The following is a 25,513-nucleotide window of genomic DNA, read 5'->3' on the forward strand; positions in this document are numbered from 1 at the left end:
CAGCACGAACGATATTGAGCCTGCATGACCTTCCGCACCCTCCTCAAGCCGACCGGCTTCATCGACGCGCCCTTCGGCCATGACGGCAAGGTGGCGCGGCTGGCGGGGACGATGCTCTGGTTCTCCGCGGTCGAATTCCTTCGGGTCGGCGACGACGGGCGGGTGAGAAGCGAACTGGTCCCGGTCGAGGGGATCGAGGCGCGGCTCGAGGATGACGTCATGGCGGCAAGCTGGGCGGCGATCACCGCCCCGCGCGCGGCGCTGCAATTGGGCGCGCGAACCATCCGGCTCGACCAGCCGCAACTGATGGCGATCCTCAATGCCACCCCCGACAGCTTTTCGGACGGCGGCAAGGCGGCGGGGCTCGAGGAGGGGTTCGCGGCATCCGAAGCCGGCGCGGCAATCCTCGACGTCGGCGGCGAGAGCACCCGGCCCGGCGCGAAGACCGTGTGGGAAGGCGACGAGATCGAGCGGGTGGTGCCGCTGGTGAAGACGCTGGCCGCGAGCGGCGCGGCGGTATCAATCGACACCCGCAAGGCGAGCGTCATGGAAGCCGCGCTCGCCGCTGGCGCAAGCCTCGTCAACGACGTGTCGGCACTGACCTATGACCCGCGTTCGGCCGAGGTGGTAGCCAGGGCCGGGGTCCCGGTCGTGCTGATGCACCACCAAGGCAGTCCCGAGACCATGCAGGACGCGCCCTCCTATCCGCGTGGGGCCCTCGTCGACGTCTATTTCTGGCTCGAGGACGCGATTGCCCGGGCGGTCGACGCGGGGATCGACCGGGCGAAGATCATCGTCGATCCGGGCATCGGCTTCGGCAAGTCGGTGGCACATAATCTCGAGCTGATGAACGGGCTCGCGGCCTTCCACGCGCTCGGCTGCCCGCTCCTCGTCGGAGCGAGCCGCAAGCGCACCATCGGCGCGCTCCACAACGAGGCGCCGGCCGACCGGCGGCTTGGCGGAAGCCTCGCGCTGGCGCTGAAGGCCGTCGACCAGGGCGCGCAGCTTGTCCGCGCGCACGACGTCTTCGAGACGGTGCAGGCGCTCCGGGTGTGGCGGGGGCTCAAGGACCAGGCGCTGACGCCGCGGCTCTAGTCTCGGAACGCCACCAGCATCGGCCCTAGGCCTGAGAAACTGTCCATCCGCCCGTTGACCGGGTCCCACAGGCTGCTGACCGAGCCGTCGAGATAGAGGGCGTTGCGGCACTTCAGTTCGTCGCGGAACAGCCGCGCGAACTTGCCGAAGCTGACCGCTGAATCACTGATCACGAATAGGGGAACGCCGTCGGGGTCGATCCCCACTGCGTTGCGGACGAAGCGGCTGGTGCCGTCGGGAGAAAAGCGCGCATTGACCGCGCCGTCGATCACCAGCATCGGTCCGCTCTGCGTCGCTAGGGCGATGTCGGCGGAAGGCTCGAAGGCCCTGCTCGGTACGATCTCGCTGCGGCCGTCGCTGCGGACCAGGAACACGCCATTGGGCTGGAGATGGAAATTGCCGCCGCCCTTTTCGCGCCGGTTGATCGCCTTCACTTCCTGGCCCCCGGCGATGGCGAGGCCGATCGGGCGGCCGTCTTCGTCGAACATCCCCGCGTTCATCGCGAAGCGGACCTTGGGAGCGCGCGCGCCCAGCACATGCTCGAGCGCGGCGAAGCTGCGATAGGGGCGACCGTCGCGTCCCGCGACATGGAGCTCGAGCCGGGCGAGGGGATCGCGGCAGAGGGTGAAGCGGTCGCCCTCGAACATCAGCGAGCGGCACGGTCCCTCGCCGGTCTCGGGCGCGGGTTCGGGCTTCTTGCACGCGGCAAGCAGCAGGACGAGGAGCCAGACGAAATGCATCGGCATCCCGATGCAACGCTTCAGGGGCCGGTGTCGATGCCCAGTTCGGCGAGCTTGCGATAGAGCGTCGAGCGGCCGATCCCGAGGCGGCGCGCGACCTCGGTCATCTTGCCGCGATAATGGCCGATGGCGAGGCGGATGAGATCGGCCTCGATCTCTTCCAGCGGGCGGAGGTGACCGTCGTCGCGCCACAGGGTGATCGAGGGCGCTCCCGCCAGCGCGGCCGAGGCGGCGGCGCGGCCGATGTCGCGGGCCCCGTCGGCGACGCGGTTGGTGAAGCGCGACTGGAGCGCGATGTGGGGGAAGTCCTCGGCGGTGAGCGCCGCCCCCTGGCATTGCAGCGCCGCGCGGAAAATGACGTTGGAAAGCTGGCGGACATTGCCCGGCCAGCCATATTTCATCAGCACCGCCAGCGCGTCCTCGCCGATCGACAGCGGGCGGATTCCGGGCTGGCCGGTGTGGCGGGCGAGGAGGTGGCGGGCGAGTGCGGGAATGTCGCCGCTCCGCTCGCGCAGCGAGGGCACGGCGACCACCGTCCCGCCGAGCCGCTCGGCAAGGCCGGGATCGAACTTGTCGGACAAGGGCTTCGAACTGGTGGCGATGATCCGCACGTCAACGCTGTTCGAGCCGTTGCAGCCGACCGGGCGCACCTCGCCGGTGGCGAGCATCCGGTCGAGCGCCTTCTGGGTCGCGGGCGGAAGGTCGCCTACCTCGTCGAGGAGGAGGGTCCCGCCATCGGCCTCGACCAGCTTGCCGACCCGTTCGGCGAACGCGCCGGGAAAGGCGCCCGCGACATGCCCGAACAGCTCGCTGTCGATGATGTTGGCGGGCACCGCGCGGCAGTCGATCTGGAGGAAGGGGCCACGGGCGCGGGGGCTGGCGCTGTGGACCGCCCGGGCGATCGTCTCCTTGCCGGTGCCCGCTTCGCCCACGATCAGCAGCGCGAGTCGGCTGCGCGCGGCCTTGGCGGCGACCGCGAGCGCGACGCGGAAGTCGGGCGCGGCGCCGACCAGCTCGTCGAGGCTGAGTTCGGGCGCGAGTTTCTCGGACAGGGGCGCAAGCTCGCCCGCGGCGCGGCGGCGATCGGCATTGACCGCGAGCGCTTCCATCAGCCGCTCGGGCGCGACGGGCCGGACGAGGAAGTCCGAGGCGCCGGCGCGCATCGCCTCGACCGCCTGGCCGACCGAGCCGCCCTCGGCAAGGACGATAATCGGCAGGCCCGGTCGGTCGGCACGAAGCGCGCGGACGAGGCCCGGGCCGCCATGCGGATCCCAGCGCCCGATCAGCACGGCGCGAATCTCGTGGCCGTTGGGACCGCCGAGCAATTCCTGGGCCTCGGCGACGCTGGGGCTGCCGAGCGTGTTCCAGCCCGCACGGGTGGCGGTTGCCGCGACGAGACGACGCTCATCCGGTTCGGCATCGACCAGCAGGAGGAAACGGATGGTGTCGGCGCGCAAGGTCTGGGCTCCCTGATGGACGCGAGCCTAGCGCCACCAAGGTAAAGAAAGCGTGAGCGCGCGGGGGGCTTTGAGCGCGAAGCCCATGCCGCTATGAGCCAGCGCAACGACAGTTTTCCCATCAGGAGCAGCAATGGCCCTCGAACCGACCACCGAAGACACCTCCCCGATCGATTACCGGAAGGCGGTCAAGGACTATTCCCTGCTGATCTCGATGCTGAAGTGGGGTGCGGTGATCGCGCTCATGCTCGGCTTCCTGGTCATGATCCTGCTGGCGAACTGACGTCTTGAGGGTCGCGGTCCTCGCCGAGACGGCCGCCGGGGAAACCCGGGTCGCCGCCATCCCCGAAACGGTCAAGAAGCTCGCCGGCCTCGGCGCTTCGGTGGCGGTCGAACGCGGGGCCGGGCGACAGGCGGGGATCAGCGACGAGGATTATGCGGCCGCCGGCGCCAGCGTGGGCTCGCGCGCCGAGACGCTCGACGGGGCCGGACTGGTGCTCGGCGTGATCGGTCCCGAGGCCGATTCGCTTGGCGGAGTCGCGCCGGGCGCGACGCTGGTCGCGATGCTCGATCCCTTTGCCAGGCGCGAGACCGTCCAGGGCTATGCCGGGGCGGGGCTCGAGGCGCTGGCGATGGAATGGATGCCACGCATCACCCGCGCGCAGTCGATGGACGTCCTCTCCTCGCAGTCGAACCTTGCCGGCTACAAGGCGGTGATCGACGCCGCCGCGGCTTATGGCCGGGCCTTTCCGATGATGATGACCGCCGCCGGCACCGTCAGCGCCGCGCGCGCCTTCATCATGGGCGTCGGCGTCGCCGGTCTCCAGGCGATCGCCACCGCGCGGCGGCTGGGCGCGCAGGTCAGCGCGACCGACGTCCGCTCGGCGACGAAGGAACAGATCCAGAGCCTCGGCGCCAAGGCGATCTTCGTCGAGGGCGTGGCGGGGATCGAGGGCGAGGGGCAGGGCGGCTATGCCGGCGAGACCTCCGAGGAATATAAGAAGGCGCAGGCCGAGCTCGTCTCGAGCCACCTCGCCAAGCAGGACATCGTCATCACCACCGCGCTGATCCCGGGCAAGCCGGCGCCGCGGCTGATCAGCGACGCGCAGGTCGCGACCATGCGGCCCGGCAGCGTGATCGTCGACCTGGCGGCGGGCGCGGGCGGCAATGTCGAGGGCTGCGTCCCCGGCGAGACGGTGGAGCGCCATGGCGTCAAGGTGATCGGCGCGACCAATCTCGCCCGTTCGCTCCCGGCGGATTCGAGCGCGCTCTACGCCCGCAACCTCTTCAACTTCCTCAGCGCCTTCTGGGACAAGGAGCAGGGCCGCCCCGTGCTTCCCGACGAGGACGAGATCGTGAAGGGCATCCGCCTCACCCACGGCGGCAGGATCGTCAGCGAACGCCTGGCCTGATGGGCCTGTTCGGCGCGAGCGAGATCGACACCGCCGAGGTCGCGCACCGGTACCGCGCGCTGCTGGTCGATGGCGAAGAGGTGCTCATTGCCTTTCGCACCATCCGCGACATCGCCTTCCTGACCGATCGCCGGCTGGCCATGGTCAACATCCAGGGCTGGATCGGCAAGAAGGTCGCGATCCAGTCGATCCCCTATCGCTCGATCGTCCGCTTCTCGCTCGAGACCGCGGGCACCTTCGACCTCGAGGCCGACATGGTCTTCTGGCTGGCCGGGACCCCCGACCCGCTGGAGATCAAGATCGCCCGCGGCAGCAACCTCGCGGCCATCCAGCAGATCTTGGCGCGAGGCATTCTCCGATAGCGTCGTCCCGGCGCAGGCCGGAAACCTTGGAGGTTCGCACCATATTCTAAAGGTCCTGGCCTGCGCCGCGACGGCGGACGTGGTAAGGGGGCCTCATGACGACACGCGATCTCATCGTCGTCGGGGGCGGACCCGCCGGGGTGATGACCGGGCTGCTGTTCGCCCGCGCGGGCTGCACCGTCAGCGTGCTCGAAAAGCATGCCGACTTCTTTCGCGATTTCCGCGGCGACACCGTCCACCCTTCGACGATGGAGATATTGAGCCAGCTCGGCTGGCTCGAGGACTTCCTCAAGCGGCCGCACCACCGGCTCGACCATGCCGAGCTGCGCATCGCGGGCCGCGACTGGACGATCGGCGACCTGTCGCATCTGGATACGCCGGCGCCGTTCATCGCGATGATGCCGCAGTGGGAGTTTCTCGATTTCCTGCGCACCAAGGCCGCTGCCTTTCCCGGCTTCGCGCTGGAGATGGGCGCGGCCGTTGCCGACTTCCTCGAGGAGGACGGCCGGGTGAGCGGGGTGCGTCTCGCCGACGGGAGCGAGCGGCGAGCGCGGCTGGTGATCGCCGCCGACGGGCGCTCGTCGCTGGTCCGGCAGAAGGATATGCTCCCGCTCGAGGTGCTGGGCGCACCGATGGACGTCTTCTGGTTCCGGGTGCCCAAGACCGCGCCGGGAAGCGCGCTGCGCGGCTCGGTCGAGCGCGGGCGGCTTCTGGTGATGATCGATCGCGGCGATTACTGGCAATGCGCCTTCCTCATTCCCAAGGGCAAGGCGGCGGACCTCCTCGCGGGCGGGATCGGACCGATCCGGGCGGCCATCGCCGAGGCCGCTCCCGAGCTCGACCTGGCCGACCTCGACGATGTCGCGGACCTCAAACTCCTCAGCGTCTCGCTCGACCGGCTGACCGCCTGGCAGCGGCCCGGCCTGCTGGCGATCGGCGATGCGGCGCATGCGATGAGCCCGATCGGCGGGGTGGGGATCAATCTCGCGATCCAGGACGCGGTGGCGGCGGCGAACCTGCTCGCCGGGCCGCTGGCGGCGGGCGCCAGGATCGATCCGCTGCTGCACAAGGTCGAGGAGCGGAGGCTGTTGCCGACGCGGCTGGTGCAATCGGCGCAGAAGACCGCGCAGGACCGGGTCATCGGCCGCCTGCTTGAGCCGGGGCCGCCGCTCGACCATGCCCCGTGGCTGATCCGACTGCTCGACAAGGCGCCGCTGCTGCGCCGGATTCCCGGGCGGATGATCGGGCTCGGGATCCGCCGCGAGAAAGTCGAAAGCCCGGCGGCTCAGCCCGCCTGAGGCAAGGTGCAGCAGTCGACCCAGGTGGCGTGGGTCAGCTCGGCCAGCCGCTCGGGCGTGATCTCGAGGCTGGCGGTGCGGCTGCCCGCGGCAGGAAAGACGGTGGCGAAGGCCCGCAAGCTGACGTCGGTGTAGACGGGTAGCGGGGTGGCGAGCCCGAACGGGCAGACCCCGCCGACGACATGACCGGTGGCGGCGAAGGTGGCGTCGGGATCGAGCATCCGGATCCGCCCGCCGAACGCCGCCTTGCATTTGAGGTTGTCGAGCCGCGCGTCGCCGCGGGTGACGAGGAGCAGGGTTTTCTCGCCCACCTTCAGCGCGATCGTCTTGGCGATCCGCCCCGGTTCGACCCCGAGGGTCGCGGCAGCATCGGCGACCGTCGCCGTGCTGCCGTGCCCTTCAATGATGGCGAGGTCAGGCGCATGGGCCGCGACCCAGGCCCTGACGCTCGCCAGGCTCATCGCCTCAGGCCGTGGCCATCGCGATTTCGAGGTTCTGGACGACCGCTTCGAAGAACTGCTCGGTGGTCATCCAGGCCTGGTCGGGGCCGACCAGGATCGCGAGGTCCTTGGTCATCTTGCCCGATTCGACCGTCTCGACGCAGACGCGCTCAAGGGTCTCGGCGAACTTGATCACCTCGGGCGTACCGTCGATCCGGCCGCGGAACTTGAGGCCGCCGGTCCAGGCGAAGATCGAGGCGATCGGGTTGGTCGAGGTCGCCTTGCCCTGCTGGTGCATGCGATAGTGGCGGGTAACGGTGCCGTGCGCGGCCTCGGCCTCGACGGTCTGGCCATCGGGGGTGAGGAGGACGCTGGTCATCAGGCCCAAGGAACCGAAGCCCTGCGCGACCTGGTCCGACTGGACGTCGCCGTCGTAATTCTTGCAGGCCCAGACGAACTTGCCGCTCCACTTGAGCGCGGAGGCAACCATGTCGTCGATCAGGCGATGCTGATATTCGATCCCAGCTTCGGCGAACTTGTCCTTGAATTCGCTGTCGAACACCTCCTGGAAGATGTCCTTGAAGCGGCCGTCATAGGCCTTGAGGATGGTGTTCTTGGTGCTGAGGTAGACCGGCCAGCCGCGCTGCAGGCCATAGTTCATCGAGGCGCGCGCGAAGTCGCGGATGCTCTCGTCGACATTGTACATGCCCATGGCGACGCCGGCGCTCTCGAACTCGAACACCTCGTGCTCGATCACCTGGCCGTCCTCGCCCTCGAACTTGATGGTGAGCTTGCCCGGGCCCGGCACGCGGAAGTCGGTCGCCTTGTACTGGTCGCCGAACGCATGGCGGCCGATGACGATCGGGTCGGTCCAGCCGGGGATGATCCGGGGGACGTTGGCGATGACGATCGGCTCGCGGAAGACGACTCCGCCGAGGATGTTGCGGATGGTGCCGTTCGGGCTCTTCCACATCTTCTTGAGGCCGAATTCCTCGACCCGCTGCTCGTCGGGGGTGATGGTGGCGCATTTGACGCCGACGCCATGCTCCTTGATCGCCTTGGCGGCGTCGATCGTGACCTGGTCCTCGGTCGCGTCGCGATTCTCGATGCCGAGGTCGTAGTAGCGCAGGTCGATGTCGAGATAGGGCAGGATCAGCCGCTCACGGATCCACTGCCAGATGATGCGGGTCATCTCGTCGCCGTCGATCTCGACGACCGGGTTCTTCACCTTGATCTTGGTCATGTCTCTGCCTTGCTGGATTTGGCGCGGCACCTAGCGCCGCCGTCACGCTCTGGCAACGCACGGCAAGGCCCGTTAAGGCGAGCGCATGGCGCATATCGACAATCCCGACAGCCAGCTGACCGCGGTCAAGTGGCGTTTCCCCTCGGTCCACCCCGAAGGCCGCAAATATGTGGTGATCGCGGGCGGGATCACGCTTCTCACCTATCTGGCGGTGAGCCACTTCCTCGGCTGGCTGCTGGTCGGCGTGACCATCTGGGTCGCGGCCTTCTTCCGCGACCCCGTGCGGACCACGCCCACCGACCCCAATCTGGTGGTGTCGCCCGCCGACGGGCTGGTGACGATGATCGCCCGCGTTCCCGCGCCGCCGCAGCTGCGGGCGGAACTGGGCGAGGGCGAATTCACCCGCGTCTCGATCTTCATGAGCGTGTTCGACGTCCACATCAACCGGACCCCGATCACCGGCACGATCCGCCGGATCGCCTATATCCCGGGCAAGTTCCTCAACGCCGACCTCGACAAGGCGAGCGAGGACAATGAGCGGCAGCACTTCCTGGTCGAGGGCGACAATGGCGTCAGAATCGCCTTCACCCAGATCGCCGGCCTCGTCGCGCGGCGAATCCTGAGCTTCGTTCGCGAGGGCCAAAGGGTCACCGCGGGCGAACGGATCGGCCTCATCCGCTTCGGCAGCCGGGTCGACGTCTTCCTTCCCGCCGGCACCGGTTCACGGCTGCTGCTCGGCCAGCGCGCGATCGCGGGCGAGACGATCATCGCCGAGCTCGGGACCGATCCCATGATGACCGGGACCAGCCAGTGAGGGAGCGCGAGGGCCGGGGTCTTCCGCTTCGGGCCTTCATTCCCAATGCGGTGACGGTGCTGGCGCTGTGCGCGGGACTCACCGCGATCCGCTACGCCTTCGCCCAGGACTGGGAAAAGGCGATGATCGCGATCGTCGTCGCGGGCGTGCTCGACGGCATGGACGGCAATATCGCGCGGATGCTCAAGGCCAACAGCAAGTTCGGCGCCGAGCTCGATTCGCTGTGCGACAATATCGGCTTCGGCACCGCGCCGGCGCTGATCCTGTTCCAGTTCAGCCTGGCGAGCGCGCCCAATTTCGGCTGGACCGTGGCGCTGGCGCTGGCGGTGAGCTGCGCGCTTCGCCTCGCCCGCTTCAACACCCGGATCGACGCCGAGGTGCAGCCGCACAAGTCGGCGGGCTTCAATACCGGCGTTCCCGCGCCGGTCGGGGCGGGGCTCGCCTTCGCGCCGGTCTATCTGTGGCTGATCACGGGGAACGAGCTGTTCCGCGACTGGCAGCTGGTGATGCCCTGGACCCTGTTCGTCGCGATCCTGATGATCTCGGCGATCCCGACCTTCAGCTGGACCAGCTTCCGGATCCGCAAGAGCTGGCGGGTGGTCGCGCTGGCCGGGGTCGCGCTGCTCGCGGCGGCGCTGATCAACGAGCCGTGGATCACCCTGCTCGTCGTCTCCTTCGCCTATCTGGCGAGCGTTCCCTTCAGCCTGGCGAGCTACGCCCGGGTCAAGCGGCGGCGCGCAGCCGAGGCTGCACCGCGACCGGCCGGCTGACCCGGCGCGACACCACCCGCACGGTAACCGGGCGGGTGACGAGGGTCGGCTGGGTGAGCAACGATTTGCCCGCAAGCGCGGCCAGCACCTTGTCGGCATTGGCGGCGAGGGTGTCGGCAATGCTCAGCAGGGCGAGCGCGAAGACGGCAGTGAAAGCGAGGACGGCGAACAGCATCATGGCGGCGTTCTTTCCTTGTTCTTGAAGCCAGCAACGGCATCCGATTCATTTCGTTCCGAAATGAGACCGAAAACCCCGCTTATTCGCCAATGTTCTCGTAACGTTCTCGTGCTGTCAAGCGCTTTGTTCTTCTCCCGTTCTCATGGACTTATGCCGCAGCGCGAGCCGTTCGATCACCGAGGCGAGCGGAACATCGCGTGATCGCAGCGTCACCAGCAGGTGAAACAGGAGGTCGGCGGCTTCCTCGGTGAGGCCCTCCGGATCGCGGCTGACCGCGGCGAGCGCGACCTCGACCCCTTCCTCGCCGACCTTCTGCGCGGCCTTGGCCGGGCCGTCGGCCAGCAGGCGGGCGGTGTAGCTGTCTTGCGGTGAGGCGGCGGCGCGGGTGGCGACGATCCGTTCCAGCGCTGCCAGCCAGCCCGCGCCCTCGGGCTCGGTCCCAAAACAGCTGTCGGTGCCCGTGTGGCAGGTCGGGCCCTGCGGCTGGGCGCTGACGAGGAGCGCGTCCGAATCGCAGTCGGCGCGGACGGCGACGAGCTTCAGGACGTTGCCGCTGGTCTCACCCTTGCGCCACAGCCGGTTCTTCGAGCGGCTGAAGAAGGTCACCAGCCCGCTGTCGAGCGTGGCGGCGAGCGCGGCGCGGTCCATGTAGCCGAGCATGAGTACCTGGCCGGTGGCGGGGTCCTGGACGATCGCGGGGAGGAGGCCGTCCATCTTGTCCCAGGCGAGGCTGTCGATCGAAAGGGTCATCGCCGCACCTCGATTCCTTCGCCTGCCAGCCATTGCTTGAGCTCGGGGATGCCGATCAGGCGGTCGTGGAAGACCGTCGCCGCCAGCGCCCCGCTCGCGCCGGCCCGAAAGGCGTCGCGGAAATGCTCGGGCTTGCCGGCGCCGCCGCTGACGATCACCGGCACGTCGACCGCCGCCATGACGTCAGCCGCATGGGCAAGGTCATAGCCGTGGCGCACCCCGTCCTTCGCCATGGCGTTGAGGACGATCTCACCGGCGCCGCGGTCGACCGCCTCGCGCGCCCAGGCGACCGTCTCGCGGCCGCTGTCGCAAGTGGCTTCGGGCGAGCCGGTATATTGCTTGACCCGGTAGCGGCCGTCGGCCTGGCCGAGGCTGTCGATGCCGACCACCACGCACTGGCTGCCGAAGTCGCGGGCGAGCGCGGTGATGAGGTCGGGGCTTTCGAGCGCGGGAGAATTGATCGAGACCTTGTCGGCACCCGCCTCGAGCACCGCGGCGGCGGTGGCGCGGTCGCGGATCCCGCCGGCGACGCAGAAGGGGATGTCGATGACCTCGGCGATGTCGCGGACCCAGCCGAGGTCGAGGCTGCGGCCCTCGGCGCTGGCCCGGATCTCGTAGAAGACCAGTTCGTCGGCGCCCTCGGCCGAATAGCGCAGCGCATTCTCGACGATGTCGCCGACATCGCGGTGATCGCGGAACTGGACGCCCTTGACCACGCGGCCCTCGGCGACGTCGAGGCAGGGGATGATCCTAGCGGCTGGCATCGAGCGCCTCCGCGAGGGGCAGCCGCCCCTCCCACATGGCGCGACCGAGGATCGCGCCGTCGGTGGTGAGGAGCCGGAGATCGCCGAGCGAGGTGACCCCGCCGCTCGCCTGGATCGCCAGATGGGGCAGTCGCTTCACGGCTTCGGCGAGCAGGGGGTGGTTGGGTCCCTCGAGCATGCCGTCGCGGCCGATGTCGGTCAGGAGAAGGTGGCGCGCGGCCGGATAAAGCGCGGCGATGTCCCACAGGCTCTGCCCGCTGTCCTCCTGCCAGCCATGGGTGGCGACGAGGGGCTGGCCGTCGACCACGCGCACATCGAGGCTGAGGGTGATCCGCTCGGGCCCGAAGCGGTCGAGCAAGGCGGCGGTGGCCTCGGGATCGCGAACCGCAAGGCTGCCGACCACCACCCGGGCGGCCCCCGCCTCGAGGAGGGTCGCGACATGGGTCTCCGAGCGGACACCGCCCGCGACCTGGAGCTTGAGGGTCGAATTGCCCGCCAGGTCAGCCAGCAAGGCGTGCTGGATGGGACGGCCTTCACGGGCGCCGTCGAGATCGACGACATGCGCCCAGGTCGCGCCGTCGGTGGCGAAGCTGGCGAGGGCCTCCGCGGGCGCGGGATCATAGAAGGTGATCTCGTCGAAGCGGCCCTGACGGAGTCGGACGATGCGCCCGTCGATGAGGTCCATGGCGGGATAAAGGATCATGAAGAAAGCCAGGCCTTGAGGAAGCGGGCGCCGGCGGGGCCGGAGCGTTCGGGGTGGAATTGCGATGCTGTCCAATTGTCGTGGCGGACCACCGCCGGGATGGTCCGGCCGTGGACCGCGCGGGCGATCGTCGCAGGCCCGTCGTCGGCGGCATAGCCGTGCGCGAAATAGACGTAATCGCCGTTGCTTAGGCCGATGCTTTCATCATCGACCTCAAGCCGGCTCCAGCCCATGTGGGGGACGGTGATGCCGGGCGAGGGGACCAGCCGGCGGACCGCGCCGGGGATGATGGAGAGCGTCGCGACATCGCCTTCCTCGCTGTCCTCGAACAGCAAGTGCATGCCAAGGCAGATGCCGAGCGCGGGACCGGCGAAGGTCTTGAGCACCGGGGCGAGGCCGAGTGCCTCGATCCGCTCCATCGCATAGCCGGCCGCGCCGACCCCGGGGAGGACCAGCCGCTCGGACGACCAGATCTCGCCCGCGTCGCGGCTCCGCACCACCTCCGCGCCCAAGCGGCGAAGCGCGATCTCGACCGAGTTGATGTTGCCATAGCCGATGTCGACGAGGGTGACCCGGGCGCTCACAGCATCCCCTTGGTGCTCGGCAGCGCGTCGGATTTGCCTTCGATTTGAAGCGCCTGGCGCAGGGCCCTGCCAAAGGCCTTGAAGCAGGCCTCGACCTTGTGGTGGTCGTTCTCGCCCGCCACCCGGACGTGGATCGCGGCGGACAGGCTGTCGGCGAGGCTGCGGAAGACGTGGGGCGTCATCTCGGTCGGATAGTCGCCGACATGGGTCGCGGCGAACTCGCCCTCGAACTTCGAGAAGGGCCGTCCCGACAGGTCGATCAGCACCTGCGCTTGCGTCTCGTCCATCGGCAGCGCGAAGCCGAAGCGGCCGATCCCCCGCTTGTCCCCGAGCGCCTTTCGGAGGCCCGTCCCAAGCGCGATCGCGACATCCTCGATCGTGTGGTGGGGGTCGATCTCGAGATCGCCCTCGCAGGCGAGCGTCAGGCTGAACCCGCCATGCGCCGCCACCTGGTCGAGCATGTGGTCGTAATAAGGGATGCCGGTGTCGATGTGGCGTGGCTCGGCGCGGTCGAGGTCGAGGCTGAGGGCGATCCGCGTCTCCTTCGTGTCGCGGGCGATTTCGGCGGTGCGGCGCGGCGCGGCGGCGACCGCCACCCCGAAGGCGGCCAGCGCGGCGTTATTCTCTTCGCGCGTGCCGATGGTGAGGCGAACCCCGCCCGGCGCGGCCTGGGGACGGTAGCGGACCTTGATCCCGTCGGCGGCGAGGCGGCGGGCGAGCGCCTCAGTGTCGCGCGTCTCGAGGAACAGGAAATTGCCCGCGCTCGGATAGACGCGCTCCACGTGGGGCGAGGTTGCGATCAGCGGGGCGACGCGCGCGCGCTCGGCGAGGAGCTGCGCGATGCGCTGCCGGTGAAGGGCGCGGCGGGCGGGCTGGAGCGCTTCCAGTGCCGCGTTCACCGACAGGGTCGGGAGCGGATAGGGGGGCAAAGCGCGGCCGAGGATGCCGAGCGTCTCCGTCGGCCCGATCAGCCCGCCGACCCGCGCCCCGGCCAGCGCAAAGGCCTTGGACAGGGTCTTGAGGACGAGGAGATTGTCGCGGGCGACGGCTTGCGCTGCGAGCGAGGCCGTGTCGCCGAACTCGAGATAGGCCTCGTCGGCGAGGATCATGACGTGCGGAAGCGCGTCGACGATGCGAAGGACATGCCCCGGATCGACCGCATTGCCGGTCGGATTGTTGGGCGTGCAGAGGAACAGGAGCCGGATCGCGGGATCGGCCCTGACTGCGGCGATGACCGCCTCCGGGTCGAGGTCGAAATTGGCGTCGAGCGGGATCTCGACCACGCCGGCCCCTTGGAGCCGCGCGAAATGCGCATAGGCCGAGAAGCTCGGCACGCACACCGCGGCCTTGTCCCCGGGGCCGTCGAGGAAGGTCCGGCAGAGGAGGTCGATCGCATCGTCGCCGCCGCGAGTGACGAGGAACTGGTCGGGCGCGACCCCGTAGAGTGACGCCATGGCGGCACCGAGGCGCGCGGGGCGCGGTTCGGGATAGCGGTTGACCCCGGCCGCGACGCTTCCGCCCGACAGGGGGCCGAACGGGCTTTCGTTGGCGTCGAGGAGGATGGCGTCGGGATCGGCCGCGCGGTCGCCAAGGTCGAAGGCGGGCAGCGCGAGGATCGCGGGCCGGGCAAGGCGCTGGGCGAGGCCGGTCACCGGGCGGCCCTCGCATCGGCGGCACGGGCATGGGCTTCGAGCGCCTCCAGCCGGGCGAGCGCGGCGGCGGGCGCGGCGAGCGCGCGGCCCGCCTCTGCAGAAACGTGCTGGATGCTGATCGCCTTCATGAAACTGACCGTCGTGATCCCGCTCCAGGCGCGCGCCGCGCCGTCGGTCGGGAGGACATGGCTCGAGCCCGCGAGATAGTCGCCGAAGCTTTCGGCCGCCGCATGCCCGGCGAAGATCGCCCCAGCATTGCGGAGGAGGGGGAGCAGGGCTGCGGGATCGGCGACCGCGAGGCAGAGGTGCTCGGGCGCATAGGCATTGGCGATGGCCGCGGCCTGCGCGAGATCCTCGGCCAGGATCACCCGGCCGTGGGCCAGCGAGGCACGAGCTAGCTCGGCGCGGGGGAGGGTCGCGACCTGGCGCTCCACCTCGGCCGCGACGGTCTCGGCCATGGCGGCGTCGTCGCTCACCAGCAGGACCTGCGCCGAGGCATCATGCTCGGCCTGGCTGAGGAGGTCGGCGGCGACCGTGGCGGGGTCGGCGGAGGAATCGGCGATGACCATCAGCTCGGACGGGCCCGCGGGCATGTCGATCGCGGGGCCGCCGGGAAGGGCGCTGACGAGGCTCTTGGCCTCGGCCACCCAGGCGTTGCCCGGTCCGCAGATCTTGGGGCAGGCGGGAATCTCGCCCGCGCCGAAGGCGAGCGCGGCAATGGCCTGCGCGCCGCCGACGGTCCAGACATGGGTGATTCCGCACAAGTCGGCGGCAAGCGCGAGGGCTGGGGCGAGGCCGCCGGGGCTCGGCGGGGTGACGACCACGATCTCCTCGACCCCCGCCGCGCGCGCCGGGAGCGCCAACATCAGCAGCGTCGAGAAGAGCGGGGTCGCGCCGCCCGGCACATAGAGGCCGACCCGGTCGAGCGGCCGCCACACCTTCTCGACCATGAGGCCGGGCATGGTCTCGACCCGCGTGTCGGCAGGAAGGCTGGCCGCGTGGAAACGCGCGACATTGGCGGCGGCAAGCTCCATCGCCGCGACCGTCTCGGGCGGCAGGCCGGTGCGGGCGGCGGCGGCGAGTGGGGCGACCGCGACGCGGCTCGGCGCGGCCCCGTCGATGCGGGTAGAGAGGCGGACCAGCGCGTCCCAACCGCCGGCGCGGACTTCCTCGACGATGTTGCCCACGCCGGCGACCAGCTCGGGCGAGCGGCGCGCGGGCGGGCGGGCGAGGGCGGCCTGCCGGTCGGCGGCGCTGAGCGAAGACCAGGTAAGCTGCTTCACATCATCATCTTTTCGATCGGCAGGACGAGGATCGCCGAGGCACCTGCGCCCTTCAATTGTTCGAGCGTCTCCCAGAACACCGATTCCTGGCAGACGGCGTGGACCGCGAAATGACCCGGCCGGCCGTGCAGCGGGATGATGGTCGGCGCCTCGGCCCCGGGGAGGATCCGGGTGATCGCGGGCAGCGCCTCGGAGGAGGCGTTGAGGAGGATATATTTGGCGTCCTTGGTGGTGAGCACGCCCTGGATCCGGCTGAGCAGCGCCTCGCCCTGTGCCCGGGCCGCGTCGGAGATGGGCCGGGTGGTGCGGATCAGCACCGCCTCGCTGTCATAGACGTCGGCGACCGCTTTCAGGCCATTGGCCTCGAGCGTCGCCCCGGTCGAGACGAGGTCGCAGATGAAGGGCGCGATCCGGAGGCGCGGGGCAAGCTCGACCGCACCGTTCATCTTGACCACGGTCGCGGTCACGCCCTGTTCCTCGAGCCAGCGGGCGACGATGCGCGGATAGGACGTCGCGATGCGCTGGCCTTCGAGGCTTTGCGGGCCCTCCCACGCGCTGGCCTCGGGCGCGGCGAGCTTGAGCGAGCAGCGCGCGGTGCCGAGCGGGGCGACGACCTCCACGGCCGGCTCGCCCGAGGACAGGCGGAATTCCTCGAGCACATTGCCGCCGACGATCCCGAATTCGCACACGCCGTCGGCGACGAAGGTGGGGATGTCGTCGTCACGCACGAACATAATGTCGGCGGGGAAATTCTCGACCCGGGCGGTCAGCGCATTGCGGCCGTTCTGCAGGCGCAGGCCCGCATCCTTGAGCAGCTCGCGGCTGGTGTCGCTGAGGCGCCCGTTCTTCTGGATCGCGATGTGCAGGCGGTCGGCATCAACGAGCATCGTTCGGCTCCTCAAGCCGGTCGATCGCCGCGCGATAGCCGAGGTTCTTCTCCTGGCGGAGGAAGCGGGCGACGCGGACGATGGTGGTGGTCGAGACGCCGGTGGCGTCATGGATGTCGCGATAGCTGAGGTCGGTGCCGTCGAGCAGGCGGGCGACGTGCCAGCGCTCGGCGAGCGTCCGGATTTCCTGCGGGGTGCAGAGGTCGCTCAGCAGCCGCGCCATTTCCTCGGCATTGCCGGGCGTCAGCAGCGCGCGGCAAAGGTCCTCGGTGAGCGCGTCGCCGTCGCGGGTGGGGGCGGGAGGGGTGATTGCTTGTTCCATCGTGCTAATACGCTGAAACGTGCAAATAGGCGCGAAGGCCGGACTGTCAACCCTCGGGCAGCACCCACCGAACGCGCGAGCTGATGGTGCCGGTGACCGCCACGCCATTGCCGTCGGTCGCGGGGGTGGCGCGGACCCGCGACAGGAAGATCCGGCAGGTTGTCTGGTCGAGCGTCGCCGAGCCGCTGCTCTCGGTGACGTCGCACTGCCGCGGCCGCCCGGTGGCGTCGATCGTCAGGCGGAAGGCGGTGGTCCCCTGCTCTTCGCGGCGGATGGCGTCGGCGGGATAATCGTCGGTGCCGATGACCCCGGCAAGATCGGCGCGCGCCGGGCTTCCCCCGGGGACGACGGGGGCGACCACCACCGGGGGCGGCGCTGGCCGCGGCGGAGGTGGCGGCGCTTCCTGCGCGACCGGGTGCGCGGGCCGGGGCGGCGGGTCGGGCAGGTCGACGTCCTGCATCCAGCCCCAGACGGCGAAAGCGACAATGGCGGCCAGCAGCACGGCGAGGACGGTCTGCTTGCCCGAACCGCCCGGCTGGATCGGGCCCGGTAGCTTGTCTCGTCCCATCGCCATCGCTTTCCCCTGACAGGCAAACGCCCGGGCCACTCGTGAGAGCGACCCGGGCGTCCTGCGTGACGATTGCTCGTCAACCCCCTTGGACCGTTCGCGGCAGGAGTATGCCGCGGCTTGGAGCCCGATTGCTGCCGTGATTCGAGCCACTTGTCATCAGGCGTCGGCAAACTGCGTCAAGTTTGCACAATTGCTGTGGCGGAGAGGACACAGCCCCTCGTGCGATTGCCTGTTCATCGGCCCGCCTCTAGGGGAGGGCCCATGCGCCTTTCCCAAGCCTTTCTCCCCGTCCTCAAGGAAAGCCCAAGCGACGCCCAGATCGTCAGCCACAAGCTGATGCTGCGCGCCGGGCTCGTCCGCCAGACCGCCGCCGGAATCTATGCCTGGCTGCCGCTGGGCTTACGCGTCCTCAACAAGATCGAGCAGATCGTCCGCGAGGAGCAGGACAAGGCCGGCGCGATCGAGCTCCTCATGCCGACGCTGCAGAGCGCGGACCTGTGGCGGCAGAGCGGGCGCTATGACGCCTACGGCCCCGAGATGCTGCGCATCCGCGACCGCCACGACCGCGAGATCCTCTATGGACCCACCAACGAGGAGATGATCACCGCGCTGTTCGCGGCCGAGACCACCAGCTACCGCCAGCTGCCGCGCACGCTCTACCACATCCAGTGGAAGTTCCGCGACGAGGTCCGCCCGCGCTTCGGCGTGATGCGCGGCCGCGAGTTCCTGATGAAGGACGCCTACAGCTTCGACCTCGACGAGGCAGGCGCAAGGCTCAGCTATTACAAACAGATGCTGGCCTATCTTCGCACCTTCCAGCGGATGGGCATCCAGGCGGTGCCGATGCGCGCGGCCAATGGCCCGATCGGCGGCGACCTCAGCCACGAGTTCATCGTGCTTGCCCCCACCGGCGAGAGCGAGGTCTTCTACGACAGCGCCTATGACAGTTTCGACTGGAGCCAGGCCGAGCTCAACTACGCCGACGAGGCCGGGCTGAAGGGTCTGTTCGACCGGGTCAACAATACCTACGCGGCGACCGACGAGACGCATGACGAGGAGGCTTGGGCCAAGCTCCCCGAGGCCAGCCGCCGCACCGGCCGGGGCATCGAGGTCGGGCACATCTTCTATTTCGGTACCAAGTACAGCGAATCGATGGGGCTCAAGGTCTCCGGGCCCGACGGCACCAACGTCGTGCCGCACATGGGCAGCTACGGCGTCGGCGTGTCGCGCCTGGTCGGCGCGATCATCGAGGCGAGCCACGACGACAATGGCATCGTCTGGCCCGAGGCGGTGGCGCCCTGGGCGGTCGGCCTCGTCACCATGCGCGGCGATGATGCGGCCTCGCAGCAGGCGGCGGGGGACCTCTATGACCAGCTCACCGCGGCCGGGGTCGAGGTGCTCTACGACGACCGCGACGAGCGCGGCGGGGCCAAGCTTGCGGGCATGGACCTGATGGGAATCCCGAAGCAGCTGATCCTCGGGCCCCGCGGGCTCGCCGCCGGGACGGTCGAGCTCAAGGACCGCCGGACCGGCGAGAAGGAAGAGATTTCGATCGAGAGCGCGCTCGCGAGGCTCACCGCATGATCCTCAACCGCTACGAGCGGATCATCGCCAAGCGCTATCTCCTCCCCGGCAAGGGCGAGGGCGAGCGCTTCATCTTCCTCGTCTCGATGATCAGCCTCGGCGCGGTCGCGCTCGGCGTTGCCGCGCTGATCATCGTGATGAGCGTGATGAACGGCTTCCGCGCCGAGCTGTTCGAGAAGACCGCGGGCCTCAACGGCCATGCGATCCTGACCGGCTATGACGGGCGCATCACCGGCTGGCAGCAGGTCGCCGCCGCCGCGGCCAAGGTGCCCGGGGTGACCTCGGCGCTGCCGCTGATCGAGCAGCCGCTCATGGCCAGCGCCAATGGCCGGGTCGAGGGCGTGCTGGTGCGCGGCATGCGGGTCCAGGACATTACCGGCAATCCGGTGCTGACCGGCGGGGTCAAGAGCGGGAGCCTGTCGAACCTCAAGCCCGGCTGCAACTGTGTCGCCATCGGCACCCGGCTCGCCGCCCAGCTTGGCACCTTTCCCGGCGCCGAGATCAGCCTGATCAGCCCGGAAGGGCGCGACACCCCGATCGGGACCGTGCCGCGGATCGTCAGCTACACCGTCGCCGCGACCTTCGAGGTCGGCGTCTACGATTACGACAATGCCTTCGTCATCATGCCGATGGAGGAAGCGCAGACCTACATGATGCTCGGCGACGCGGTCTCGAACATCGAGCTCAAGGTCACCGATCCCGACAAGGTCGACCGGCAGATGCCCGCGCTCCGCCAGATCATCGCCGGGCGCGGCGAGGCGACCGACTGGCGCGGCATGAATGCCGCCATCTTCGAGGCCCTCGAGGTCGAGCGGGTGGCGATGTTCGTGGTCCTCAGCCTCATCATCCTCGTCGCGGTGTTCAACATCCTCTCCTCGCTGATCATGCTGGTCCGCGCCAAGACCCGCGACATCGCGATCTTGCGGACCATGGGCGCGAGCCGGAAGGGCATGATGAAGGTGTTCGTGACGGTGGGGACGACCATCGGCACCCTGGGCATCCTCCTCGGGCTGATCCTCGGCGCGGTGTTCCTGTTCTTCCGCCAGCCGCTGGTGAACGCGATCCAGTGGCTGACCGGCCAGAATTTGTGGGACCCGAGCGTGCGCTTCCTCTCCGAACTGCCGAGCAAGACCGATCCGGTCGAGGTGACCGTGATCGTGCTGACCGCCTTCGTGCTCAGTTTCCTCTCGACGCTCTACCCGGCGTGGAAGGCGGCGAGCACTGACCCCGTGCAGGTGCTGCGTTATGAGTGAGGCGGTTCTCGAGACGCGCGGCCTGCGCCGCGCCTTCACCCAGGGCGACACCACCATCGAGGTGCTGCGCGGGGTCGATCTCGCGGTCCAGCCGGGCGAGATCGTCGCGCTCTTGGGCCCCTCGGGCTCGGGCAAGTCGACCCTGCTCCAGGCGGTCGGGCTGCTCGAAGGCGGGTTCGAAGGTTCGATCCGGATCAACGGGCGGCAGGCCGAGAAGCTCGACACCGACGGGCGGACCGAGCTTCGCCGCGAGGCGCTGGGCTTCGTCTACCAGTTCCACCACCTGCTGCCGGACTTCACCGCGATCGAGAACGTCACCCTGCCGCAGCTCATCCGCGACGCCGAGCCCGGCCCGGCGCGCGAGCGGGCGATCGCGCTGCTGACCGCACTCGGCCTCGGCCACCGGCTCGACCATCGCCCGGCCAAGCTGTCGGGCGGCGAGCAGCAGCGCGTCGCGGTCGCCCGCGCGCTCGCCAACCGCCCGCCGCTGGTGCTCGCCGACGAGCCGACCGGCAATCTCGACGAGCATACCGCCGACGTGGTGCTGGCCGAGTTCCTGAGCCTCGTCCGGGGCGAGGGCAGCGCGGCGCTGGTCGCGACCCACAATGAGCGGCTGGCCCGCAAGATGGACCGGGTGGTGCGGTTGCACGAGGGACAGCTCGAAGAGCTGGGACCAAAACAGGGTTGAGGCGTTCGGTCGGCCATGGCCAATCGTCCTCCGTTCGATCGTGATGCCCCGCCGCCGGGCGGTTTCAACCCGCGTTATGACGCGCGCGACCGCGACGAGGGCCCGCGCCTCCGCCGGGACGACCCACGGAGCCGGCCGGACGAGGAGGATCCCTTCGCCGCTGGACCGCGCGACCGGGCCCGACCCGTGGGGCGCGGAGGCATGCCGCGCTCGACTCTGATCCTGCTCGTGCTCGGCGGATTGCTGCTCCTGGGCGCCATCATCTTCGGCCTGTCGCTCGGCCGCTCGGGCGCGGGCGACGACAAGCTGGGCGCCAACGCCGAAGGCCAGGAGACCAGCGAGGCCGCCGCGGCCGACCCGGGCGCACGCTGCGCTTCCCCGGCGACCGCCGACCTCATCAAGCGCGAGCTTTTCCGCCAGGCTTCCGCCACGCGCGGGTCGGACCAGACGATGTTCGACCAGCTCGCCGGCTATTCGGCGCTGCGGGTGTCGGGCCCAGTGCTGCGCGAGAAGGATGAGGGGCTCGAGCGGGTGAGCTGCGGCGCCAGCCTCGCGCTCGACCTGCCGCCGGGCGTGGCGGTGGTCGGCCGCCGGCGGACGCTGACGGCGTCGGTCACCTACGACCTCCAGCCCGCGACCGATTCAAGCGGCGACGTTCTGGTCCTGCGCGGCGCCGAGGGGATCACCGTCCCGCTCGCGACCCTGGCCCGGAGCGGGAGCCAGCCGGCACCGGTGCCGATCCCGGCCGCGCCGGTGACGGACGAGGCCGCGCCGTCCGAACCGGCGCCCGAGGCCGATCCTGCGCCGCCGCCGCCGCCGGTGCCGGCCGAACCCGCCCCGGTGACCAGCGCCTCGCGGCCGAGCTTCAACTGCGCCCGGGCGCGGACCTCGGGCGAAGTGGCGGTTTGCGGGAGCGACAGCCTCGCCGCGCTCGACCGGCAGATGGCGAGCTTCTACGTCCAGGCGTTGCGCGATGCCGACCCCGCCCAGCGCGCGCTCCTCCAGCGCACCCGCGACCGCTTTCTCGCCTTCCGCGACCGCTGCGACAACGACCGCTGCATCGCCGATGCCTATCGCGGGCGGATCAGCGAGATCCGCGACATCGTCGATGGGCGGTGGCGGGGGAATTAGACGACACAGTTGGGGATAAGTCGCGCCCTTCCGCTTCCCTAGGCGCACCCCCATTTGCTATCCCGAACCATGGCTTTCGTCCCGCTTCGCGTCCTCTCCTCCTTCTCGATGCTCGAGGGCTCGATCGAGCCGAAGCCGCTGGCCAAGCTGGCGAAGAAGCTGGGCTTTCCGGCAGTCGCGCTGACCGATCGCAACGGCCTCTACGCGGCGATGGCGTTCAGCGAGGCGGCCATGGGCGAGGGCGTCCAGCCGATCATCGGGGCGACCCTCGGCCTCGCCCGGCCCGAGGCCTGGGGCGGCAAGGCCGAGACCATCGACTGGCTGGTGCTGCTGGCCAAGGACGAGGGCGGCTACGGCAATCTCTGCAAGCTCGTCAGCAAGGCGCATATGGAGCGGCCGGATCATCTCGATCCGCATGTCACGCTGGCCGACCTCGAAACCCTGTCGGAAGGACTCATCGCGCTGACCGCGGGCGGGGAGGGGAGTGTCGTGCGCCTGCTCGCCGACGGCCAGGCCGCCAAGGCGAAGGCCGCGCTCCTCGAATTCCAGCGCATCTTCCCCGACCGCCTCTACGTCGAGATCAGCCGCCGCGGCGACCCTGCCGAGGAAGCCGCCGAAGGCGCGCTGCTCGACCTCGCCTATGATCGCGGCCTGCCGCTGGTCGCGACCAATCCCGCGCTCTACGACGCGCCCGACTTCCACGCCGCGCACGACGCCATGCTCTGCATCGCCTCGTCGAGCTATGTCGACGAGGGCAATCGCAAGCGCTCGAGCGTCGATGCCTGGCTGAAGCCCGAGACGGTCATGGCCGAGCTCTTCGCCGACCTCCCCGAAGCGCTCGACAACACGCTGGTGGTCGCCCGCCGCTGCGCCGTCGCCGCCCCCAAGCGCCGCCCGATCCTGCCGCGCATGGGCGAGGACGAGGACGAGGCGCTGCGCAAGGCCGCGCATGCCGGGCTCGAGGGCCGGATCGCCGATTATCCGGAGGAGCAGAAGCCCGCCTATCGCGAGCGCCTCGACTTCGAGCTCGACGTCATCACCCGCATGGGCTTCGCGGGCTACTTCCTGATCGTCGCCGACTTCATCCAGTGGGCCAAGGCCAACGACATTCCGGTGGGACCGGGGCGCGGCTCGGGCGCGGGCTCGGCGGTGGCCTGGGCGCTCCTCATCACCGATCTCGATCCGCTCGCGCTCGGCCTGCTGTTCGAGCGCTTCCTCAACCCCGAGCGCGTGTCGATGCCCGACTTCGACATCGACTTCTGCGAAACCCACCGCGACAAGGTGATCCGCTACGTCCAGGGCAAATATGGCCGGGACAAGGTGGCGCAGATCATCACCTTCGGGCGATTGAAGGCCCGCGCGGTGCTCAAGGACACCGGGCGCGTCCTCCAGATGCCTTATGGCCAGGTCGACCGGCTGGCGAAGCTGGTCCCTAACCACCCGACCGACCCGTGGACGCTCGAGCGGTCGCTCAACGGCGTCAGCGAGCTTGCCGCCGAGGTGAAGAGCGACGCGCAGGTGAAGCGCCTGTTCGACCTCGCGATGAAGCTCGAAGGCCTGCCGCGGCACAGCTCGACCCACGCCGCGGGCGTGGTGATCGGCGATCGCCCGTTGCAGGAGCTGGTCCCGCTTCACCGCGATCCGCGCTCGGACATGCCGGTCACGCAGTTCGACATGAAATATGTCGAGGGCGCGGGACTCGTGAAGTTCGACTTCCTCGGTTTGAAGACCCTGTCGGTGCTGAAGGAAGGCCAGCGGCTCCTCGCCAAGCGCGGGATCGCGGTCGATTTCGCCAAGCTCGGCTGGGACGACGAGGCGGTCTACGAGCTCCTCCAGCGCGGCGACACGGTGGGCGTGTTCCAGCTCGAATCCGAAGGCATGCGGCGGACGCTGGCGGCGGTCCGGCCGACCAACTTCGGCGACATCATCGCGCTGGTCTCGCTCTACCGCCCCGGCCCGATGGACAATATCCCGCTCTTCGGTGATCGCAAGAACGGGCGCCAAGCCATTGAATATCCTCACCCCCTGCTCGAGGAGGTGCTCAAGGAAACCTACGGGATCTTCGTCTACCAGGAACAGGTGATGCAGGCCGCGCAGGTACTCGCGGGCTACAGCCTCGGCGAAGCGGACCTCCTCCGCCGCGCGATGGGCAAGAAGATCAAGGCCGAGATGGACGCCCAGCGCGAGCGCTTCGTCGAGGGCTGCGCCGCCCATGACATCAAGCCCGCCAAGGCCAACGAACTGTTCGACTTGATCGACAAGTTCGCGGGCTACGGCTTCAACAAGAGCCACGCGGCGGCCTATGCGCTGGTCGCCTATCATACCGCCTGGCTGAAGGCGCATCACCCGGCGGAGTTCTTCGCCGCCTCGATGAGCTACGATATCCACCAGACCGACAAGCTCTGCCTGTTCGTCGACGACTTGCGCCGGATGGGGCTGACCCTGCTGCCGCCCGACATCAATGTTAGCGAGGCCGATTTCGACGTCGCCGCCAATGGGGACGGGCTTGCGGTGCGTTATGCGCTGGGGGCCTTGAAGGGCGTCGGCGAGAAGGCGATGGCCGAGCTGGTCGCCGACCGGAAGACCAAGGGCCCCTATACCAGCCTCGAGGATTTCGCCGCCCGGGTCGATCCGCGGCTCCTCAATCGCCGCCAGCTCGAGAGCCTCGCCGCGGCGGGCGCGCTCGACGGGCTCAACGAGGATCGCGCGGCGGTCCATGCCGGGGCCGAGACCATCCTCGCCCATGCGGTCAGCGCCCATTCGGCGCGGACCAGCGGGCAGGGCGGGCTGTTCGGCGGGGCCGGCGACGGACCGGCCGACGTCGCGCCGATCCGCTTGCCCCGGGACGCGCAATGGACGCTGGCCGAGCGGATGGCGAACGAGCGCGAGGCCTTCGGTTTCTATTTCTCGGCCCATCCGGTCGACCAGCATCGCCACCTCCTCGCCGCGCATCGCGTCCGCAGCAGCGCCGAACTGGGCGCGGTGCCGATCCCCGCCGACGGGCGCGGCGGCGCGACCATGGCCGGCCTCGTCGAGGAAGCCCGCTGGCGCACCTCGCAGCGCGGCCGCCGCTTCCTCATGGCGCGCTTCTCCGACAGCGGGGGCCAGTTCGACGCGACCGTGTTCGACGACGAAGCCGCCGCCGCAGTCGAGGCCGCGGCCAAGGACGGGCAGTGCGGGCTCCTCTCGGTGGAGCTCGACCGCCGTCCGGGCGAGGAACAGCCGCGGGTGACGATCAAGCGCTTCCAGCCGCTCGAGGAACTGGCGCGGCGAAGCCGGGTCGAGCTCACCATCCGCCTCCCCGACGAGGCCGCGGTGGCACCGGTGCTGAAGGAACTCGGCCAGGCGCCAAGCGGCAGCGGGATGGTCCGCTTGGTCGTCCCGGTCAGCGGCGGGCGCGAGGCAACCCTGCTGCTTCCGGGCCGGTTCGCGCTCGACGCCGAGCTGGCGGCACGGCTGGCGCGCTTCGTCGGTGAGGAGGGCGTCAGCCTGGCGGCGGCGGAGCAGTTGCGGCTGGTAGGATAAAAAGGCG

26 protein-coding genes are annotated in these 25,513 nt (G+C 69.5%); 12 read left to right on the forward strand and 14 right to left on the reverse strand.

The features are described 5' to 3' along the window. The first annotated feature begins 24 nt into the window (after window positions 1-24). Entirely contained in the window at window positions 25-1,095 is a 1,071-nt protein-coding gene (gene folP, locus BS69_RS0104265) for a dihydropteroate synthase (protein WP_029940739.1), read from the forward strand. On the opposite strand, the gene BS69_RS0104270 is transcribed toward folP, so the two are convergent. Continuing rightward, window positions 1,092-1,835: a phosphodiester glycosidase family protein gene (locus BS69_RS0104270; RefSeq protein ID WP_169738055.1), complete on the reverse strand. Its 744-nt coding sequence runs from the start codon at window positions 1,833-1,835 to the stop codon at window positions 1,092-1,094. The genes folP and BS69_RS0104270 overlap by 4 nt on opposite strands. Before the next feature lie 20 nt (window positions 1,836-1,855). Then, window positions 1,856-3,292, reverse strand: coding sequence for a sigma-54-dependent transcriptional regulator (locus BS69_RS0104275; protein WP_029940741.1), 1,437 nt, complete (start codon window positions 3,290-3,292; stop codon window positions 1,856-1,858). 133 nt (window positions 3,293-3,425) lie between these two features. Here BS69_RS0104275 and BS69_RS14180 point away from each other — a divergent pair, with 133 nt between their 5' ends. The 4 genes from BS69_RS14180 to BS69_RS0104295 all read left to right on the forward strand — a co-directional run bounded on the left by BS69_RS14180 (window position 3,426) and on the right by BS69_RS0104295 (window position 6,364). Beyond that, entirely contained in the window at window positions 3,426-3,575 is a 150-nt protein-coding gene (locus tag BS69_RS14180; RefSeq protein WP_156956889.1) for a hypothetical protein, read from the forward strand. A gap of 4 nt (window positions 3,576-3,579) precedes the next feature. Beyond that, on the forward strand, window positions 3,580-4,704 hold the full coding sequence (locus BS69_RS0104285) for a Re/Si-specific NAD(P)(+) transhydrogenase subunit alpha (RefSeq protein ID WP_029940742.1): 1,125 nt from the start codon (window positions 3,580-3,582) through the stop codon (window positions 4,702-4,704). Then, window positions 4,704-5,066, forward strand: a complete 363-nt coding sequence (locus tag BS69_RS0104290; protein WP_029940743.1) for a PH domain-containing protein — start codon at window positions 4,704-4,706, stop codon at window positions 5,064-5,066. The genes BS69_RS0104285 and BS69_RS0104290 overlap by 1 nt, the downstream gene beginning before the upstream one ends. A gap of 95 nt (window positions 5,067-5,161) precedes the next feature. Next, window positions 5,162-6,364 carry an FAD-dependent oxidoreductase gene (locus BS69_RS0104295; protein ID WP_029940744.1) on the forward strand — a complete coding sequence of 401 codons (1,203 nt, stop codon included), beginning with the start codon at window positions 5,162-5,164 and terminating at the stop codon, window positions 6,362-6,364. Here BS69_RS0104295 and BS69_RS0104300 read toward each other — a convergent pair. After that, a complete protein-coding gene (locus BS69_RS0104300) occupies window positions 6,352-6,825 on the reverse strand; it encodes a YbaK/EbsC family protein (RefSeq protein ID WP_029940745.1) in 474 nt (157 codons plus the stop codon). The genes BS69_RS0104295 and BS69_RS0104300 overlap by 13 nt on opposite strands. 4 nt (window positions 6,826-6,829) lie before the next feature. Beyond that, window positions 6,830-8,047 carry an NADP-dependent isocitrate dehydrogenase gene (locus tag BS69_RS0104305; protein WP_029940746.1) on the reverse strand — a complete coding sequence of 406 codons (1,218 nt, stop codon included), beginning with the start codon at window positions 8,045-8,047 and terminating at the stop codon, window positions 6,830-6,832. Window positions 8,048-8,132: 85 nt separating this feature from the next. On the opposite strand from BS69_RS0104305, the gene BS69_RS0104310 reads away from it, so the two are divergent. Together BS69_RS0104310 and BS69_RS0104315 are read left to right on the forward strand one after the other, a co-directional pair. Continuing rightward, window positions 8,133-8,861 (forward strand): phosphatidylserine decarboxylase, encoded by a 729-nt coding sequence (locus tag BS69_RS0104310; RefSeq protein ID WP_029940747.1) that lies wholly within the window; start codon window positions 8,133-8,135, stop codon window positions 8,859-8,861. Continuing rightward, window positions 8,858-9,631 (forward strand): CDP-alcohol phosphatidyltransferase family protein, encoded by a 774-nt coding sequence (locus tag BS69_RS0104315; RefSeq protein WP_029940748.1) that lies wholly within the window; start codon window positions 8,858-8,860, stop codon window positions 9,629-9,631. The genes BS69_RS0104310 and BS69_RS0104315 overlap by 4 nt, the downstream gene beginning before the upstream one ends. On the opposite strand, the gene BS69_RS0104320 is transcribed toward BS69_RS0104315, so the two are convergent. The 10 genes from BS69_RS0104320 to BS69_RS13560 form a co-directional block, all read right to left on the reverse strand. Beyond that, window positions 9,585-9,809: a hypothetical protein gene (locus BS69_RS0104320; RefSeq protein ID WP_029940749.1), complete on the reverse strand. Its 225-nt coding sequence runs from the start codon at window positions 9,807-9,809 to the stop codon at window positions 9,585-9,587. The genes BS69_RS0104315 and BS69_RS0104320 overlap by 47 nt on opposite strands. A gap of 114 nt (window positions 9,810-9,923) precedes the next feature. Then, window positions 9,924-10,559, reverse strand: coding sequence for a bifunctional phosphoribosyl-AMP cyclohydrolase/phosphoribosyl-ATP diphosphatase HisIE (gene hisIE, locus BS69_RS0104325; protein WP_029940750.1), 636 nt, complete (start codon window positions 10,557-10,559; stop codon window positions 9,924-9,926). Further along, the gene (gene hisF, locus BS69_RS0104330) at window positions 10,556-11,323 is read right to left on the reverse strand and encodes an imidazole glycerol phosphate synthase subunit HisF (protein ID WP_029940751.1); all 768 of its coding nucleotides are present in this window, start codon (window positions 11,321-11,323) and stop codon (window positions 10,556-10,558) included. The genes hisIE and hisF overlap by 4 nt, the downstream gene beginning before the upstream one ends. Continuing rightward, the gene (locus BS69_RS0104335) at window positions 11,310-12,026 is read right to left on the reverse strand and encodes a 1-(5-phosphoribosyl)-5-[(5-phosphoribosylamino)methylideneamino]imidazole-4-carboxamide isomerase (RefSeq protein ID WP_029940752.1); all 717 of its coding nucleotides are present in this window, start codon (window positions 12,024-12,026) and stop codon (window positions 11,310-11,312) included. Before BS69_RS0104335 ends, hisF begins: the two co-directional genes overlap by 14 nt. Next, the gene (gene hisH / locus BS69_RS0104340) at window positions 12,023-12,610 is read right to left on the reverse strand and encodes an imidazole glycerol phosphate synthase subunit HisH (protein ID WP_029940753.1); all 588 of its coding nucleotides are present in this window, start codon (window positions 12,608-12,610) and stop codon (window positions 12,023-12,025) included. Before hisH ends, BS69_RS0104335 begins: the two co-directional genes overlap by 4 nt. Then, window positions 12,607-14,262, reverse strand: coding sequence for an imidazoleglycerol-phosphate dehydratase HisB (gene hisB / locus BS69_RS14465; RefSeq protein ID WP_051676534.1), 1,656 nt, complete (start codon window positions 14,260-14,262; stop codon window positions 12,607-12,609). The genes hisH and hisB overlap by 4 nt, the downstream gene beginning before the upstream one ends. After that, complete coding sequence (hisD, locus tag BS69_RS0104350) at window positions 14,259-15,545, reverse strand: histidinol dehydrogenase (RefSeq protein WP_029940755.1); 1,287 nt, start codon at window positions 15,543-15,545, stop codon at window positions 14,259-14,261. The genes hisB and hisD overlap by 4 nt, the downstream gene beginning before the upstream one ends. Next, on the reverse strand, window positions 15,542-16,432 hold the full coding sequence (gene hisG, locus BS69_RS0104355; protein WP_029940756.1) for an ATP phosphoribosyltransferase: 891 nt from the start codon (window positions 16,430-16,432) through the stop codon (window positions 15,542-15,544). Before hisG ends, hisD begins: the two co-directional genes overlap by 4 nt. Beyond that, window positions 16,422-16,754: a YerC/YecD family TrpR-related protein gene (locus tag BS69_RS0104360; protein WP_051676535.1), complete on the reverse strand. Its 333-nt coding sequence runs from the start codon at window positions 16,752-16,754 to the stop codon at window positions 16,422-16,424. The genes hisG and BS69_RS0104360 overlap by 11 nt, the downstream gene beginning before the upstream one ends. A 46-nt stretch (window positions 16,755-16,800) precedes the next feature. Beyond that, window positions 16,801-17,328 (reverse strand): energy transducer TonB, encoded by a 528-nt coding sequence (locus BS69_RS13560; RefSeq protein WP_051676536.1) that lies wholly within the window; start codon window positions 17,326-17,328, stop codon window positions 16,801-16,803. Between the two features lie 258 nt (window positions 17,329-17,586). Between BS69_RS13560 and proS the strand changes: the two genes are divergently transcribed. The 5 genes from proS (at window position 17,587) to dnaE (ending at window position 25,506) form a co-directional block, all read left to right on the forward strand. Next, a complete protein-coding gene (gene proS / locus BS69_RS0104370; RefSeq protein ID WP_029940759.1) occupies window positions 17,587-18,909 on the forward strand; it encodes a proline--tRNA ligase in 1,323 nt (440 codons plus the stop codon). Continuing rightward, a complete protein-coding gene (locus BS69_RS0104375) occupies window positions 18,906-20,162 on the forward strand; it encodes a lipoprotein-releasing ABC transporter permease subunit (RefSeq protein ID WP_029940760.1) in 1,257 nt (418 codons plus the stop codon). The genes proS and BS69_RS0104375 overlap by 4 nt, the downstream gene beginning before the upstream one ends. Next, entirely contained in the window at window positions 20,155-20,850 is a 696-nt protein-coding gene (locus BS69_RS0104380) for an ABC transporter ATP-binding protein (RefSeq protein ID WP_029940761.1), read from the forward strand. The genes BS69_RS0104375 and BS69_RS0104380 overlap by 8 nt, the downstream gene beginning before the upstream one ends. Window positions 20,851-21,051: 201 nt before the next feature. Then, on the forward strand, window positions 21,052-21,981 hold the full coding sequence (locus tag BS69_RS13565) for a lysozyme inhibitor LprI family protein (RefSeq protein WP_156956891.1): 930 nt from the start codon (window positions 21,052-21,054) through the stop codon (window positions 21,979-21,981). Between the two features lie 69 nt (window positions 21,982-22,050). Then, window positions 22,051-25,506 carry a DNA polymerase III subunit alpha gene (gene dnaE / locus BS69_RS0104390; protein ID WP_029940763.1) on the forward strand — a complete coding sequence of 1,152 codons (3,456 nt, stop codon included), beginning with the start codon at window positions 22,051-22,053 and terminating at the stop codon, window positions 25,504-25,506. The last annotated feature ends 7 nt before the right edge of the window (window positions 25,507-25,513 follow it).

The organism is Sphingomonas astaxanthinifaciens DSM 22298, from assembly GCF_000711715.1.
GTDB lineage: Bacteria > Pseudomonadota > Alphaproteobacteria > Sphingomonadales > Sphingomonadaceae > Sphingomicrobium > Sphingomicrobium astaxanthinifaciens_A.